This is a genomic window from Streptomyces sp. NPDC006923 (genome assembly GCF_040635655.1).
Lineage (GTDB): Bacteria > Actinomycetota > Actinomycetes > Streptomycetales > Streptomycetaceae > Streptomyces.
The window spans coordinates 1-15,638 of the sequence record NZ_JBEYIF010000007.1; the positions used below are offsets into that span (position 1 = coordinate 1).

At 71.4% G+C, this 15,638-nt stretch carries 16 protein-coding genes and 2 tRNA genes; 3 read left to right on the forward strand and 15 right to left on the reverse strand.

The features are described 5' to 3' along the window. Positions 1 to 103: 103 nt before the first annotated feature. A tRNA-Ala gene (locus tag ABZ707_RS15710) sits at positions 104 to 176 on the reverse strand. 204 nt (positions 177 to 380) lie between these two features. Between ABZ707_RS15710 and ABZ707_RS15715 the strand changes: the two genes are divergently transcribed. Then, on the forward strand, positions 381 to 1,559 hold the full coding sequence (locus ABZ707_RS15715) for a glycosyltransferase 87 family protein (protein ID WP_360174893.1): 1,179 nt from the start codon (positions 381 to 383) through the stop codon (positions 1,557 to 1,559). Here ABZ707_RS15715 and ABZ707_RS15720 read toward each other — a convergent pair. Together ABZ707_RS15720 and ABZ707_RS15725 are read right to left on the reverse strand one after the other, a co-directional pair. Further along, complete coding sequence (locus ABZ707_RS15720) at positions 1,538 to 1,771, reverse strand: hypothetical protein (protein ID WP_319678377.1); 234 nt, start codon at positions 1,769 to 1,771, stop codon at positions 1,538 to 1,540. The two genes, ABZ707_RS15715 and ABZ707_RS15720, sit on opposite strands and share 22 nt — an antisense overlap. 268 nt (positions 1,772 to 2,039) lie before the next feature. Beyond that, positions 2,040 to 3,422, reverse strand: a complete 1,383-nt coding sequence (locus ABZ707_RS15725) for an MFS transporter (RefSeq protein ID WP_360174896.1) — start codon at positions 3,420 to 3,422, stop codon at positions 2,040 to 2,042. A 175-nt stretch (positions 3,423 to 3,597) separates the two neighbouring features. Between ABZ707_RS15725 and ABZ707_RS15730 the strand changes: the two genes are divergently transcribed. Further along, on the forward strand, positions 3,598 to 4,470 hold the full coding sequence (locus tag ABZ707_RS15730) for a helix-turn-helix transcriptional regulator (RefSeq protein WP_360173926.1): 873 nt from the start codon (positions 3,598 to 3,600) through the stop codon (positions 4,468 to 4,470). Positions 4,471 to 4,628: 158 nt separating this feature from the next. Here the strand turns inward: ABZ707_RS15730 and ABZ707_RS15735 are convergent. From ABZ707_RS15735 to ABZ707_RS15765, 7 genes are all read right to left on the reverse strand, one after another. Further along, positions 4,629 to 4,701: transfer RNA gene (locus ABZ707_RS15735), tRNA-Ala, on the reverse strand. Between the two features lie 94 nt (positions 4,702 to 4,795). After that, positions 4,796 to 5,449, reverse strand: a complete 654-nt coding sequence (locus ABZ707_RS15740; RefSeq protein WP_360174899.1) for a histidine phosphatase family protein — start codon at positions 5,447 to 5,449, stop codon at positions 4,796 to 4,798. After that, positions 5,446 to 5,877, reverse strand: a complete 432-nt coding sequence (gene rsfS / locus ABZ707_RS15745; RefSeq protein ID WP_360174902.1) for a ribosome silencing factor — start codon at positions 5,875 to 5,877, stop codon at positions 5,446 to 5,448. Before rsfS ends, ABZ707_RS15740 begins: the two co-directional genes overlap by 4 nt. 102 nt (positions 5,878 to 5,979) lie before the next feature. Next, positions 5,980 to 7,848, reverse strand: coding sequence for an LCP family protein (locus ABZ707_RS15750; RefSeq protein ID WP_360173929.1), 1,869 nt, complete (start codon positions 7,846 to 7,848; stop codon positions 5,980 to 5,982). A 19-nt stretch (positions 7,849 to 7,867) separates the two neighbouring features. Then, the gene (nadD, locus tag ABZ707_RS15755) at positions 7,868 to 8,503 is read right to left on the reverse strand and encodes a nicotinate-nucleotide adenylyltransferase (protein ID WP_360173932.1); all 636 of its coding nucleotides are present in this window, start codon (positions 8,501 to 8,503) and stop codon (positions 7,868 to 7,870) included. Positions 8,504 to 8,539: 36 nt separating this feature from the next. Continuing rightward, on the reverse strand, positions 8,540 to 8,698 hold the full coding sequence (locus tag ABZ707_RS15760) for a hypothetical protein (RefSeq protein ID WP_360173935.1): 159 nt from the start codon (positions 8,696 to 8,698) through the stop codon (positions 8,540 to 8,542). A gap of 84 nt (positions 8,699 to 8,782) precedes the next feature. Then, the gene (locus tag ABZ707_RS15765) at positions 8,783 to 8,935 is read right to left on the reverse strand and encodes a hypothetical protein (RefSeq protein WP_360173938.1); all 153 of its coding nucleotides are present in this window, start codon (positions 8,933 to 8,935) and stop codon (positions 8,783 to 8,785) included. A 150-nt stretch (positions 8,936 to 9,085) separates the two neighbouring features. On the opposite strand from ABZ707_RS15765, the gene ABZ707_RS15770 reads away from it, so the two are divergent. Continuing rightward, complete coding sequence (locus ABZ707_RS15770) at positions 9,086 to 10,177, forward strand: M48 family metallopeptidase (RefSeq protein WP_360173941.1); 1,092 nt, start codon at positions 9,086 to 9,088, stop codon at positions 10,175 to 10,177. Positions 10,178 to 10,232: 55 nt separating this feature from the next. On the opposite strand, the gene ABZ707_RS15775 is transcribed toward ABZ707_RS15770, so the two are convergent. The 5 genes from ABZ707_RS15775 to proB all read right to left on the reverse strand — a co-directional run bounded on the left by ABZ707_RS15775 (position 10,233) and on the right by proB (position 15,334). Then, positions 10,233 to 11,336: a hypothetical protein gene (locus ABZ707_RS15775; RefSeq protein WP_360173944.1), complete on the reverse strand. Its 1,104-nt coding sequence runs from the start codon at positions 11,334 to 11,336 to the stop codon at positions 10,233 to 10,235. Between the two features lie 109 nt (positions 11,337 to 11,445). Continuing rightward, complete coding sequence (locus tag ABZ707_RS15780) at positions 11,446 to 12,033, reverse strand: hypothetical protein (protein WP_360173947.1); 588 nt, start codon at positions 12,031 to 12,033, stop codon at positions 11,446 to 11,448. A 110-nt stretch (positions 12,034 to 12,143) separates the two neighbouring features. Then, entirely contained in the window at positions 12,144 to 13,427 is a 1,284-nt protein-coding gene (locus ABZ707_RS15785) for a glutamate-5-semialdehyde dehydrogenase (RefSeq protein ID WP_360173950.1), read from the reverse strand. 138 nt (positions 13,428 to 13,565) lie between these two features. Then, on the reverse strand, positions 13,566 to 14,078 hold the full coding sequence (locus ABZ707_RS15790; protein ID WP_360173953.1) for a hypothetical protein: 513 nt from the start codon (positions 14,076 to 14,078) through the stop codon (positions 13,566 to 13,568). Between the two features lie 143 nt (positions 14,079 to 14,221). Beyond that, on the reverse strand, positions 14,222 to 15,334 hold the full coding sequence (gene proB / locus ABZ707_RS15795) for a glutamate 5-kinase (protein WP_360174905.1): 1,113 nt from the start codon (positions 15,332 to 15,334) through the stop codon (positions 14,222 to 14,224). Positions 15,335 to 15,638: the final 304 nt, after the last annotated feature.

Sequence of the window (15,638 nt, forward strand, 5' to 3'; positions counted from 1 at the left end):
ACCACCCCTCACCTCGCGCGGCTCCACCACACCACCCCCCCCCCACCCCCCCCCCCCCCCCCGCTTCTCTTACATCTCCGAATCCCGGTCCGGGATTCCACTGTGGAGCTAAGGAGAATTGAACTCCTGACCTCCTGCATGCCATGCAGGCGCTCTACCAACTGAGCTATAGCCCCGTGCGATGTGCCGACTCCCGGGCTCTCCCCTCGGCGGCGTCGCCAACATTACACGGTCCCTCCGGCCCACCACCACATCGATTCCGATCCGCACCGATACGCCCGGTACTGTCGCCTTTCGTGACCGTCCCCGCACTCACTCGGAGCACCACCCGAGGCGCGCCCGCACGGCGTTCCCTCCTGCTCGCGGCGTCAGTCTGTCTGATGTCCTTCGCGGCGTTCTGGACGGCGCAGCGCGCCGCCGGGGTCTCGATGATCGACCTGATGGTCTACCGCGCCGAGGGCCGGGCGGTCCTCACCGGCCAGGACCTCTACGCGATGCGGGCGACCGTCGCGCGGCTCCCCACGACCTACCCGCCGTTCGCCGCCCTGCTGTTCACCCCGCTCACCCTGCCCGGCGTTCCCGGGCTGCGTACGCTCGCCACCGCCGGGAATCTGCTGCTCCTTGTGGTGTTCGTACGATTCTCCCTGCGGCTGACGCTCCGCGGCACCGGCCGGTGTCCGGCCGGAACCGCCCTCTGGGCCGCCGCGTTGTGGGTGGCCTCGGTGGTCGTCTGGTGCGAGCCGGTCTGGACGACACTGCGCTACGGGCAGATCAATCTGCTGCTCGCGACGGGGGTGCTGTGGGATCTCTCGCGCCGGGACGGGCACCGCTGGGCCGGGGTGGGCATCGGCCTGGCCGCCGCGGTCAAGCTCACTCCCGCCCTCTTCGCCGTGCTGCCGCTTCTTGTTGGGTTGCTACAGGCCCGGCGCTCGGGCGTGCGCTGGAACCCCTGGCTGCGGCAGACCTCGACGGCGGCCGCGGTCTTCGGCGCCGCGACCCTCACGGCCGTCGTGATCCTGCCGCGCGACTCGCTCCGCTTCTGGACCGGGGCGCTCTTCGACGCGAGCCGGGTGGGCCGGGCCGAGAGCACCGCCAACCAGTCCCTGCGCGGAGTGCTGGCCCGGCTGCTGGGCACCGGCGATCCGGCGCTCTGGTGGGCCGCTTCGGCGGCCGTGGTGGCGGTGGCCGGACTGACGGTCGCGGTCGGGGCGGAGCTGCGCGGGGAGCACGCCGGGGCGGTGGCGGCGTGTGCGGCCACGGCGCTGCTGATCAGTCCGGTCTCCTGGTCGCACCACTGGGTGTGGTGTGTCCCGATGGTGCTGTTCGTGGGCGGGCGGGCGCGGGCCCGGTGGGCGGTGGCGGCCGGGCTGGTCTTCTGCTCGTACGCCCTCTGGTGGGTGCCGCACGGCCCCGGCGGACCCGAACTCGCCCAGTCCGGTGGGGAGATGGTGCTTTCCGCGCTGTATCCGCTGACGGCTCTGGCCCTGCTCGGGCTGGTGGCCTTCCGGGTGTACGCGCCTGTGTCGCGCCGGAACGGTCAGGCGGTGGCGAACGAGTAGAACCGCTTGAGCGTGCAGTGCTCGTCGAGGAGACGTCCGTAGATCGGCTCCCCCTCCAGCTCCCGGTAGGTCTCGATGGGGTCACCCTTGATGATCAGCGCCCGCGCGCACTCCTCGCACCAGTACTGGAAATCGGGATTGAGCGGGTCCATGTCCCGGACGATCGGCGTACCACTGCCACACCAGTCGCATTTACGCCTGTGTGCACCCATCACTCAGCTCCAGCTATGGCCGCAGGCCGTGCACACGTAGGAAATTCCGCCATTGTCACCGAGCACCTGGGCCACCTGGGACGAACCGCACGACAGACAGTTTAGGCAGGTGAACACCTCCGCCGGGACAAGCAGACCATCGGACTCCTCGATGCTGCTGGCGGACAATACGCTCTCCCTCCCGGCCCGGTCCTTCGTCCCCTCCGGCCGTCCGATTCTGCCACGCCCGCGCAAGAGGGTCAGCCCGAAATCGCCCACCGGTGACGGCTCACACCGGACGCCGGCGGCCGACCGGTCCCCGCACCGCGCCGGCCGCCCCCGCCACCGCGCCGAGGACCGCCGCGCCGGCGAGCGCGAGCGCGCAGACCCACATCGTGTCGGTGGACCGGCCGGGACCCCAGACCTCCAGCCGGTTCAGGAAGAGTGTCCCGAATGTCGCCACCCCGATGAGCTGTCCGAGCTGGGTGACGGTCACCAGCAGCCCGCTGGCGTCCGCGGCGTCCTCCGGCCGTACGGTCGCCAGCGCGCCGGTCAGCGTGGGACTGAACCCGAGGGACATGCCCGCGCCGAAACCGATCAGGGCGAGATACATCGGGATCCCGCCGTCACCGAGGTCACGCAGCACCCAGCCCACCGCGACACTGGAGACCGCCGTCAGCGCGAACCCGCCCGGGATCAGAGCCCTTTGGAGCCGCCTCGGCCAGCGCCGCCAGGTCAGTCCGACCAGTCCGAAGAAGACCGCGGTCGGCGCGAAGGTCAGTCCTGCGCGCAGCGGGCTGTAGCCGAGCACGCCCTGGACATAGAGGGTGAGGGTGAAGAGGAAGCCCGCGTTCACCGCCATCACCAGCAGAATCCGCAGGGCCGCCAGGCCCATCCCCGGGATGCGCAGCACACGCGGCGCGATCAGCGGCGCGCCACCGCGCCGGGCGAGCCGGGACTCGAAGACGAGGAAGCAGCCGAAGAACACGCCCGCGGCGGCCAGCGAGACCCAGGACCAGACCGGCCAGTCCTCCTCCTGGCCGAGGACCAGCGGGACGGTGAAGAGCGAGACGGCCGCGGCCAGCAGCACCAGGCCCGGCAGATCCAGACCGCGGGTCCGCTCCGGCTCGCCGCCCCGGTCCTTCGGCAGCACCCGGGCGCCCACGACCAGCAGGGCCAGACCGATCGGCACATTCACCAGGAAGACCGGCCGCCAGCTCGTCCCGAAGAGATCGGCGCTGACCAGCACACCGCCGGCGACCTGCCCGGCCGCGGCCCCGGTGGCGAGCACGGCGGCGTAGGCGCCGAGCGCGCGTCCCCGTCCCTCACCGGTGAAGTTCCGCTGGATCAGGCTGAGCACCTGCGGGATCATCAGCGCCGCACCGGCGCCCTGGGCCAGCCGGAAGGCGGTCAACTCCCCGGTGCCCGAGGCCAGTCCGCAGGCGAGCGAGGCGGCGGTGAAGACCGCGAGACCACCGAGGTACGCCCGGCGGTGGCCCAGCAGATCGCCGAGCCTGGCGCCGGTGATCAGGAGTACGGCGTACGAGATGGTGTATCCGGCGATCACCATCTGCAGCCCGGCGCCGGAGGCATGGAGCTCCGTGCGGATCGTGGGGGCCGCCACATTGACGATGAAGACGTCGAGCAGCGCCATGAACTGGGCCGCGAGCACCACCGCGAGCAGCAGGCCGGGCCCTCTGTCGGTGCGGTCGTCTTTACTGAGGAGAGGGGCTTCCGATGAGGTCGTCGTCATGGCACCGAGCCTGAGGGCGTCCCGGTACGGGTAACGAGAGTCCGCTGATGCTGGTACTGGCAGCACCTGGCAAGCACCGGCCCGCGGGCGCACGATGAGGAGCGTGACCACGATGACCTCGCAGCGGACGGCGAGCCGGCGCCGCAGACCCGAGCTGGCGGCGTTTCTGCGCAGCCGCCGGGCACGAGTGACACCGGCCGATGTGGGCATGCCCCCGGGGCTGCGCCGACGCACGCCGGGGCTGCGCCGCGAGGAGGTCGCCCAGCTCTCGGGGGTCGGTGTGACCTGGTACACCTGGCTGGAGCAGGGCCGCCCGATCAACGCGTCGGCCCAGGTGCTCGACGCGGTGGCGCGCACCCTGCGGCTCGACGGGACCGAGCGGGAGCATCTCTACCATCTCGCGGAGGTGCCGCACGAACCGGATCCGGGGGCGGACGCGGAGGCCGTGAGCCCGGAGATCCAGGGCATCATCGACGCGCTGGATCCGCATCCGGCGGTGGTGTACAACGCGCGTTACGACGTCCTGGCGGCCAACAGCGCCTATGGCGATCTCTTCGACCTCCGGACGATGCCGGACTCCGCCACCCCCAATGTGCTGTGGGTGCTGTTCACCGTGCCGGACGTGAGCTGTCCGCTGCTCTACCGGGACCGGGAGCTGCCCGTGATGGTGGCGACGGTCCGCGCGGCGTACGGACGCCATGTGGGCGAGCCCGTGTGGGAGTCGTTCGTGCGCCGGCTCTCGGCGGCCAGTCCGCACTTCGCCGAGCTGTGGCGCGGCGGGGACGTGGCGCCGCCGGGCCCCCGGGTGAAGACCTTCCAGCAGGCCGACGTCGGTGAGATACGGATGACGTCGGTCTCGCTGTCGGTCAACGGTATGCCGGAGTGCCGGATCGTGGTCTACACACCGGCCGACGAGGAGAGCCGGCTGCGGACGGACACGCTGCGGGCCGCCCGGAGCCCGGTCTGAGCGCCCGCGCGCCACGCGTCGGCGGCCAGGGGTGTCAAGGCCGTACGGTCCGGATCCGGACAGCCGGAATCCGACCCCGGAAACACCCCGGGGACCGCGCCCGGGAAACAGAAATCCCGTCCCTTGGGGGGACGGGATCCGGATGGTGAAGCCGATTGTGGAGCTAAGGAGAATTGAACTCCTGACCTCCTGCATGCCATGCAGGCGCTCTACCAACTGAGCTATAGCCCCTCGTGTTCTCCGCGCTCCGCGCTGCGAACAAGAAGAACTTTAGCCTGCGACCTGCCGGAAAGTGAAATCCGGGCCGGTCGCCGGGCCGGGCCGCTCAGTCGTCGTCGCCGAGGACCGGCTCCGGCAGGGTCCCCGCGTTGTGCTCCAGCAGCCGCCAACCGCGCGCGCCCTCACCGAGGACCGACCAGGAGCAGTTGGAGAGCCCCCCGAGCCCTTCCCAGTGGTGCGCCTCCAGCCCCAGCAGACGGCCGATCGTGGTGCGGATCGTGCCGCCGTGGCTGACCACCACGAGCGTGCCGTTGTCGGGCAGCTTCTCGGCGTGGTGGAGCACCACGGGCGCGGCCCGGTCGGCGACCTCGGTCTCCAGCTCACCGCCGCCGCGCCGCACGGGCTCGCCGCGCTTCCACGCCGCGTACTGCTCGCCGTACTGCCCCACGATCTCCTCATGGGTCAGCCCCTGCCAGGCGCCCGCGAAGGTCTCGCGGAGCCCGGAGTCGTACGAGATGTCGAGCCCGGTGATCGCGGCCAGCTCCCCGGCCGTGGACATGGCCCGGCGCAGATCGGAGGCGACGATCGCGTCCGGTTTCAGCGGGGCCAGCAGCCGGGCGGCTCTGCGGGCCTGGGCGACACCCTCGGCGGTCAGCTCGATGTCCGTGCTGCCCTGGAAGCGGCGCTCCAGATTCCAGGCCGTCTGGCCGTGCCGCCACAGGACGATGCGGCGGCCTCTGCCGCCTCCGCTGCCGTTCAGCTCAGCTCACCGTCCGCGTCACCGACGATCCCCGCGTGCTCCTCGGCCTTGCCACGGGTCTTGACGGCGTCCTCGGGCAGCGCCAGCTCGGGGCAGTCCTTCCACAGCCGCTCCAGGGCGTAGAAGACACGCTCCTCGCTGTGCTGCACGTGCACGACGATGTCCACGTAGTCGAGGAGGATCCAGCGGGCGTCGCGGTCGCCCTCACGGCGGACCGGCTTGACGCCGAGCTCCTTCTGGAGCCGCTCCTCGATCTCGTCGACGATCGACTTGACCTGGCGGTCGTTGGGCGCGGAGGCGAGCAGGAAGGCATCGGTGATCGACAGCACATCGCTGACGTCGTACGCGATGATGTCGTGCGCGAGCCGGTCCGCGGCCGCCTGGGCGGCGGCGTTGACGAGCTCGATGGAACGATCAGTAGCGGTCACAAGCAGGCTTTCGTCGGCGGTCGTGGAGATACCAAGGATCTCACGGACCGCCGACAGCGGGCGCAGCCGACCGCCAAGGGCCGGTTCCACGCCGTACACGCCCTAATTGACCTGGTAGTCCTGCCCCAGGACGACGGAGACATCGGCGTTCGGAGCGGCCTTGTCCTTCGTCACGGCGCCGGCCGGCAGGCCGAGCGTCTTGGCGACCTCCTCCGCGTCCCCCTTCTTCGCCGCGTCACCATAGGTGACCCGCGAGGACGTCACCGCGGGGCCCGTCCCCGCGTCCACGAAGCCGTAGCCGCCGTTGACCAGGGACACCCGGGCGGACTCCGCCGCGTCCTGGTCGCCGCTGGCGTTCTTCACACCGACCCGCACGGCCGCGCCGGGATCGGGCGCGCTGACCGAGCCGCCCAGGATGTCCTTGACCACTGTCTCGGCGTCCTGCTCGCTGAGGGTGCCGTCCGGCCCGACGGGCAGCACGGTCGTCCTGTAGTCGCCCACCTTGGCGTGCCCGGCGAGCTTGGCGAGGGCGGCGCCGAGGTCCGCCTCGGTCAGGGACGGGTCGAGGATCTGCGCCAGCGTCTGGACGGTGAGGGTCGTGGTCTTGGGGTCGTCCGAGAGCTTGCGCAGGACGCCCTGGAGCACCTGGCCGAAGCGCTGGAGCTGCTTGGACTCGGGCTCACCGGGCGCGCGGTAGGTGGCGTACGCGACGGCCATCCGCCCGCTGAGTGTCTGATTCTCGCCCTTCCTGACGACCGGCTGCTCGCCCTTCTTGGCGGCGGGCACCTCGACGTCGGTGGTCAGGTCGATGGTGCCGACCTGCTCGACGAGATTGTCCAGATAGGGGGTGTCGAGCCGCCAGGTGCCGGAGATCTTGGTGCCGAGGAGAGTGCCGATGGCCTCGCGGGTGCCGTCCGAGCCGTCGTCGTCGACGGACTTGCCGAGGGTGGTGGAGACACCGTCGTCATCGGCGACGGAGAGGGAGTTGGGCAGCAGGACGGTGGTGCCCTGGCCGGTCGTGGCGTTGTTGACCAGCAGCGCCGTGGAGGTGCCCTTCGCCTTGGTGTTGTGCAGATGGACCACGATCACATCGCGCTTCTGCGGTCCCGCGGCGACGCTCTTCTTCTCACTCGCGGTGGATGTGCCCGGCAGCTTGCCCGCGTACCAGAGATAACCGACGCCTCCCACGACCACCAGCGCCAGCACGACGACGAGGGCCACGACGCGGCTGCGGCCGCGGCGCCTGGCCTCCTCGCGCCGCTCGGAGCGGCTCTCGGTGAATTTGAGCCAGTCGATGACGTCCTCGGAGTCCTCGTCGGGCTCCTCGATGAAGGCGAACTGCTCGTCGCCGTCGCGGTCCTCGCCGGCGGGACGCCGCTGCCCGGGTACGGCGGCCGGTCCGGACGCCGGCTCCTCGGCCGGGTCCGGCGCGGGCTGCTGCTGCCGCGCCGACTGCTGTTGCTGTTGCTGTTGCTGTTGCTGTTGCTGTTGCTGTTGCTGTTGCTGTTGCTGTTGCTGTTGCTGTTGCTGCGGGATGTTCCACTGCTGGGTGGTGTCGACGGCGACGGGCTGCTGCCGGCCGGTGTCGTACGCGGCCTGTTCGCCCGTGTCGTGGCCGTACCCGTCGTACCCGCCGTATCCGTCGTATCCGTAGCCCTGCTGTCCCTGCTGCGGGGCCCCGTGCCGCTGGGATCCCTGCTGCCGGCCGTACGGGTCGTACGACTGCTGAGGCTGCTGAGGCTGCTGAGGCTGCTGCGGGTGGCCCGGCTGCTGGGGCTCGGCGTACGGGTCGTATCCGTACCCCTGCTGCTGTCCCTGCTGGTGCTGCGGCTGCCCGTAGGCGTCGGTGTCGTACTGCTGCTGTGGCTGAGGCTGCTGGTACACCGGCTGCCCGTAGGCGTCGTAGCCGACGATCGCCGGCTGCGTGTAATACGGGTCGTACGGATCGTACGGCTGCTGCTGGTCGTTCACCGGTGCCCCTCTCCCTGGCTCACTGGCCGCGGTACAACTGCCGTTTGTCGATGTAGCGCACGACACCGTCCGGCACGAGGTACCAGACCGGATCGCCCTTCGCGACCCTCCCCCGGCAGTCGGTCGACGAGATCGCCAGCGCGGGCACCTCCACCAGGGAGACCCCGCCCTTGGGCAGCCCGTCGTCCGTCAGATCGTGCCCCGGCCGGGTCACTCCGATGAAATGGGCGAGCGAGAACAGCTCTTCGTGGTCCCGCCAGGTCAGAATCTGCGAGAGCGCGTCGGCTCCGGTGATGAAGAAGAGATCGGCGTCGGCGTGAACGGCCCTCAGATCCCGCAGCGTATCGATCGTGTAGGTCGGGCCGCCGCGGTCGATGTCGCTGCGGCTGACCGAGAACTGCGGATTGGACGCCGTGGCGATGACCGTCATCAGATAACGGTCCTCGGCCGGGGAGACATGCTGCTGGCTCTTCTGCCACGGCTGCCCGGTCGGCATGAACACCACCTCGTCGAGGTGGAAATGGGCGGCCACTTCACTGGCCGCCACCAGGTGTCCATGATGGATCGGGTCGAATGTCCCGCCCATCACGCCGATTCGGCGTTTGCCGCGACCGGTTCCGGGACGGGGACCGGTGGGCGATTGCTGCTCTCCCATGCGTGGAGCCTACTGGCACGAGGTGAAGGCCCCGCCTCAGCGGTCGCGGTTGAAGCGGGTGGTGATCCACAGCAGCAGGAGCAGCGCGAACAGCGCCCCGCCGCCGGTGAGGTACGGGCTGAGGCTTTCGTGGTTGCCGCCCTCGCCGCCCTCGGCGAGCGTGATCAGGTTGGCGGCGGTGCCGGTGAGGCTCATCTTCAGCAGGCCCTATCGATCGGGAGTCGGAGCGGAGACTTCGCGCACATCGTATGCGGGCGTCCCGGGCGCGCTCACGCCGACTCAGTCCTTGTGGTCGTTGTCGCGGTATCCGCGCAGCAGGAACCAGGCGAGCAGGGCGGCCCCGACGATCGAGACGAGCAGCACGATCCGCAGCGTATCGCCCGGTCCCTGCTGGTCCGATGCGGCGGCGAGCAGTGTGACGGCTTCCTGCATATCGGGTGTGCTCCTCGGTCTTTTCCGGCCGGCGCCCGGGGTCGTCTCCCGGGAACACGGCCACAGGCCCCCGCCACACGGTAGCCCCAGCACCTACGCTGGGATCCGTCAGGGGGACGAGCCTTGGACTCGTAGGAACAGGGGACATCCATGACCGAAGACAGCCACGGGGCAGCGGCGCACGAGAACACACCGAGCAGACGGCGCAGGCTCTTCCCGGGCATTTCCTCCCGGGCGTACGAACATCCCGCGGACCGTTCCGCGCTGGTCGCGCTGCGCAGGCTCAGCGGCTTCGACACGGTGTTCAAGGCGCTGAGCGCGCTGCTGCCGGAGCGGAGCCTGCGGCTGCTGTTCCTCTCCGACTCGGTCCGGGTCGGCGAGGCCCAGTTCGCCCATCTGCACGCCATGCTGCTGGACGCCTGCCAGGTCCTGGACCTGGAGAAGGTCCCGCTGATGTACGTGACGCAGGATCCGCGGCCCAACGCGATGTGCGTCGGGCTGGACGAGCCGATCATCGTGGTCACCACCGGGCTGGTCGAGCTGCTGGACGAGGAGGAGATGCGGGCGGTCGTCGGCCATGAGGTGGGCCATGCCCTCTCCGGTCACTCCGTCTACCGCACGGTCCTGCTCTTCCTCACCGGTCTCGCGGTCAAGGTCGCGTGGATCCCGCTGGGCAATGTCGCGATCATGGCGATCGTGACCGCGCTGCGGGAGTGGTTCCGCACGTCGGAGCTGTCGGCGGACCGGGCGGGGCTGCTGGTCGGACAGGACCCCCGGGCGTCGATGCGCGGGCTGATGAAGATCGCCGGCGGCAACCATCTGCACGAGATGAACGTCGACGCGTTCCTGGAGCAGGCCGCCGAGTACGAGGCGGCCGGCGATCTGCGCGACTCCGTGCTCAAGATCCTCAATGTGCTGCCGCGCACGCACCCCTTCACCACGGTGCGTGCCGCCGAGCTGAAGAAGTGGTCCGAGAGCCGCGACTACCAGCGGATCATGGACGGCCACTACCCGCGCCGCGACGAGGACAAGGACACCTCGGTGTCGGACTCCTTCCGGGACTCCGCCGCGCACTACGCCGACACGGTGCGCGGCAGCAAGGATCCGCTGATGAAGCTGGTCGGTGACCTCGCCGGAGGCGCGGGCGACCTGGGCGGCAGGCTGCGCGACCGGTTCACCGGCGGTGGCGGTACGGCCGGCGGGAACGGCGGCGCTCCCCGGGACGGCGACGACCGGGGCTGACCGCGCCGGACGTCCCGGCGGTTCCGGCGGCTCGGGCCCGGCCCGCCCGGCTCGCTCAGGCGGCCGGGCTCGGCTGGGCCTTCCGGGACAGCGCGCCGCAGAGGGCGACACCGGCCGGGCCCGTCAGGTACGGGTCGGTGCCGGCCGGGTCGCCGGGTGTGGCCCGCTCCCCCGCCAGCAGCGGGCGCAGCGTCCTCGGCGCCTGCGCGGAGCAGGACTGGGGGCCCGCCTGGACCTCACTGAGCAGCAGCTCCACCCGGTGCGTCTGGAGGGCGTCCCGGTCGAAGCGGAGCCGCAGCCCGCGCCGGACGGTGAAGAGCGAGGCGTCCCCGACGGGCAGTGCCGTGGCCCCGGCCGGCCGCAGCGCGTAGACGAACACATGGTCCGAGAACACCTCCAGCGTGCCGGACGTCGTCTCCTGATAGCGCAGCGTGCCCTGGACGCGCACCCCGCTGCCGGCCTGCGCCACCCGGCCCGCGTCGAAGCGGACCAGCCAGCCCAGCGGGGAGTGCCTGCCGTCGTCGGCGGGCGCGGCGAAGCTCCGGTCGAACTGGGCGAGCTGCTGCTGGGCGAGGAGCAGCCGTACCGGCCGCACGGAACGGCCCGCGAGGACGTCCGGGTCCAGCGAGGAGGCGACGAGGTACTCCTTGGCGGTGGTCAGCGCGGCCAGCACCTGGCCCTGCGAGAAGTTCTCGGTGCTGCGGACCGCCGGCAGGGTGATCCCGGAGGCGCCCACCCGGAACTGCGCGGCCGGGCTGCGCTGGATGAGGTCGTCGGGGGCGCCGCCCGGCACCCGCCCCTCGGGCACCAGCGGGATGACGGTCATCCGGAGCTGGTCCACGGCCCGTCCGAGCTGCGGCCGGTAGGGGCTGCGCACGCCCAGGTAGATCGCGGTGCCGAAGGCCAGCACCACCACCAGGAAGAGCAGCAGGAGCTGGCGCGAGCCGTGCCGGATGCGTGCCGCGCGCCTTCTTGACGCGGCCGGCGGCACCCGGCGTACGGCGTGGGCGTGGTCCGCCATCCGCTCCCGCGCCGAGAGTTCCTGGAGGCGGGCAGCGCGGATGAACGATTCGTCGAAGACGACGGAACGGTACTCGTCGTCGCCTCCGCCGGGGAGCCCCTCAGGTTCCCCTTCGGGTGGGTCTCCGCGCCCTGCCATATCTTCAGAGTAGGTCGGCGGAGCGGAACGTAAACGCCGGGCGACCAGTCGGCTTCCGGTGGACGGGCGCTCCGCCGTTCGGGGTGGGACCCGGGATTCCGGGGGGAGTTCAGGGTGTCCGGGGCACGGCGGGGATGGACGGCGCGGTGTAGTCCACGGTGGCCGACGGGCCCACAGGACCGGGGGTGTCGATGCCGGTCCTGGCCGGATGCGGCACCTGGTCGTCGCGGCTGTCCGAGGCACCGCGGTAGACGGCCGTGAAGGCGAGCGCGACCATCCCGATCCCCATCAGCAGCGCGAGCAGCCAGGCAACCGGGCGGTGCCAGCGGGCGCTGCCGCGGTACGGGCGCAGCGCGCCGCCGTGGCGTCCGTACGGTCCCGCCTCCGCGTAGGGGTCGTCCGGGTCGTACTCGCCGTCGTAGACGCCGTCCCCGCCGTACGCGTCGCGGCCGTACAGCTCGTCGGGCAGCTCGTCCTCCGGCGGTCCGCCGCCGGAGCGGGCGCGGGCGGCCTCGGCCTCGGCCCGCGCTTGGGCGGCCGCCAACAGGCGTTCCACGGCGGAGGGTTCACGGATGGTGGCGGATCTGACGAAGTCCTCGTCGAACACCACGGAGGCGAAGTCCTCGTCCGCGCCTCCGCGGTCGTCGTCGGGCTCCCAGCCGTCCGGGAACGGCCTGCCCCCCACGTCGTCCGGCACATTCTCAGAGTAAACCGGGGATGTCGTTTTGGGCAGGCGGAGTCCGAACTCTCCCCGGTCCCTCCGCCGGGGGCCGGGCAGCCGCCACCGCACTCGCCAGCGCACCGGCGTTACCGGGTGTGACCGTCGCCGGTCACGATGTACTTCGTCGAGGTCAGTTCCGGCAGCCCCATCGGCCCTCGCGCGTGCAGCTTCTGCGTGGAGATTCCGATCTCGGCGCCGAAGCCGAACTGGCCACCGTCGGTGAACCGCGTGGACGCGTTGACAGCGACCGTCGTGGAATCCACCAACTGGGTGAAACGGCGGGCGGCGGCCTGCGAGGTGGTGACAATCGCCTCCGTGTGACCCGACGACCAGAGCCGGATGTGGGCGACGGCCGCGTCCAGCGAGTCGACGACGGCGGCGGCGATGTCGTACGAGAGGTATTCGGTCTCCCAGTCGTCGGGGGTGGCCGCCACGACCGTCGCCTTCGTCCCCTCGGCGTGGGCCAGTACGCGATCGTCGGCGTGGACCGTGACCCCGGCGCCGGCGAGCGCGTCCAGCGCGAGCGGCAGGAACTCGGCCGCGACGTCCTGGTGGACGAGGAGCGTCTCGGCCGCGTTGCAGACGCTGGGCCGCTGCGCCTTGGAGTTGATCAGGATGTCGACGGCCATGGCGAGATCGGTCTCGGCGTCCACATACACATGGCAGTTGCCGGTGCCGGTCTCGATGACGGGCACGGTGGACTCCTCCACGACCGAACGGATCAGGGAGGCGCCGCCGCGCGGGATGAGCACGTCGACGAGCCCCCGGGCCCGCATCAGCTCCCGCACGGACTCCCGGCCCTCACCGGGCACGAGCTGCACGGCGTCGGCGGGCAGCCCGGCCCCGCCCACGGCGTCGCGCACCACCCGCACCAGCGCGGTGTTGGAGGAGATCGCGGAGGAGGACCCGCGCAGCAGCACGGCGTTGCCCGACTTCAGGCAGAGCGCGGCGGCGTCCACGGTCACATTGGGCCGGGCCTCGTAGATGATCCCGACCACGCCGAGCGGCACCCGCACCTGCCGCAGGTCGATCCCGTTCGGCAGGGTCGAGCCGCGGACGACCTCACCGACCGGGTCGGGCAGCGCCGCCACGTCCCGTACGTCGGCGGCGATGGCCCGCACCCGCTCCGGCGTCAGGGTCAGCCGGTCGATGATCGCCTCGCCGGTGCCCGACTCCCGGGCCCGCGCGACGTCCTCGGCGTTGGCGGTGACGATCTCGTGCGTACGGACCTCCAGCGCGTCCGCGATCGCCAGCAGTGCGTCGTCCTTGGCCGCGCGCGGCAGTGGCGCGATGTCGGCAGCCGCGGCGCGGGACCGGTAGGCGGCCCTGGTCACCGGGGAGAGGTTGTCGTACGGCGAGAGCGAGGTCATGCCCGCAGGGTAGTGCGCGTCCTGGGGGCATTCCGCACGTATTCCGTACTCCGAGACGCTTCGCGAGACGGCACCGCCCCCTTCGGGACACCGCACGGCGGGGCCCGTCAGGTGGGAACGGCCACGCGCCGCTCGGCATCAGAAGGGATGGACGCCCACCGGTGCGGCCGGCGGCGGGCCGTAGCCCTCCGCGATGCGCTGGTGGTACGTCTCCCGGTCGATGACCTCCAGCCCCACGATCTCCCACGGCGGCAGTTTCGCGGACGACCGGTGCTCGCCCCAGAGCCGCAGCGCCACCGCGGCGGCGTCGTGCAGGTCCCGGGCCTCCTCCCAGTACCGGATCTCCGCGTGATCGTTGGCATACCGGCTGGTCAGCAGGAAGGGATGGTCATGAGCGAGCTGTTCGAGACCGCGCCGGACCTCCGTCAGCGGAGCCTCGGCGCCCGAGACGCTGAGCGTGATGTGCCAGAGCTTCGACACCAGGCGCCCCTCCCCCCGCGCGTCCGTCCCCGACCCGGGCTCCGGCTGCTGCTCCCCGCCGGCGTCCTCCCCCACTTCGACGCTGGTCAGGGTCCGTTTTTCCGCCATGGCCCGCCGGGCGTGGCCGGTGCCCCCCGTCCGGGGCACCGCCCCCGGGCGCGCTCGTCTCACCAGCGGCCTCCTGTTGTGCGTTGGTCGTGCGTACCCCGCCTGTACCCCTGGGACAAAGTTGACCAGTCCCGGGCAGGGCATGGGGCGGTTTTGGTGAAGGTCCCCGTTCAAAGGCCGGGGTTTCAGCCGATTCGGGCTCGCGGTCACGACTGCAGAATGACCAGATCGTCTCTGTGTACGACCTCGCGCTCATAGGCCGGGCCCAGCTCCCGGGCCAGTTCCCGGGTCGAGCGGCCGAGAAGCTGGGGGATCTCTTTCGCGTCGAAGTTGACCAGCCCCCTGGCGACGGCGCGGCCCGCCGTGTCCCGCAGCTCGACCGGGTCGCCGGCGCTGAACTCGCCTTCCACGGCGGCGATTCCGGCCGGCAGCAGCGAGGTGCGCCGCTCGACCACGGCCCGTACCGCGCCGTCGTCCAGGGTGAGGGCGCCCTGCGGCGTGGAGGCGTGGGCGAGCCACAGCAGCCGGTCGGCGGAGCGCCGTCCCGTGCTGTGGAAGTAGGTGCCGGTGTCCCGGCCCGCGAGACCGTCCGCGACCCGTCCCGCCGAGGTCAGCACCACCGGGACACCGGCGGCCGCGGCGATCCTGGCGGCCTCGACCTTGGTGACCATCCCGCCGGTGCCGAGTCCCGCCTTGCCGGCGCTGCCGATGGAGACGCCCAGCAGATCGGCGGGGCCGCGCACCTCGGCGATCCGGCTGGCGCCCGGCCTGCTCGGGTCGCCGTCGTAGAGCCCGTCGACGTCGGAGAGCAGGACCAGCAGATCGGCCCGTACGAGATGGGCGACCAGGGCCGCCAGCCGGTCGTTGTCGCCGAAGCGGATCTCGTCGGTGGCGACGGTGTCGTTCTCGTTGACGACGGGGACGGCACCCATGCCGAGGAGCTGGTCGAGGGTGCGGTAGGCGTTGCGGTAGCTGGCCCGGCGGCTGGTGTCGTCGGTGGTGAGGAGCACCTGGCCGACGCGTACGCCGTAGCGGGCGAAGGACGCGGTGTAGCGGGCGACCAGCAGCCCCTGCCCCACACTGGCCGCGGCCTGCTGGCGGGCCAGGTCCTTGGGGCGGCGGGCCAGACCGAGCGGCGCGAGACCGGCGGCGATGGCACCGCTGGACACGAGCACGATCTCCTTCTCGCCGCCTGCGGCGCGGCGGACGCCCGCGAGCACGTCGACCAGGGCGTCGACGCGATCGGCGTCCAGGCCCCCCGCGGCGGTGGTGAGCGAGGAGGAACCGACCTTCACGACGATCCTGCGGGCCTTCGCCACTACGTCCTGCCGTGCCGCTGCCACGTGCTCTGCCTCTGCTCTCACTGTCGGGCCGCCTCCCGGCCGGTCAGCGTACGCGAGGGGCGGCCGGTGACGGCGGGCCTTTCAGTGGGTGGGACGGAGGTCCACCACCCGGGACGGGGAACGGGCACCCGTCTTGTCGATCAAATCCGCGCCATCCGCACAACCGAATGGAGGTGACAACAGTCTGTCAGGTGTAAGACAAGCACAACAACGCATGGGAAACATTGCCGCCCGGAGCAGGGATAGGCTGGCCGCTTGCGGCGCCCCCGCGCTTCACCGC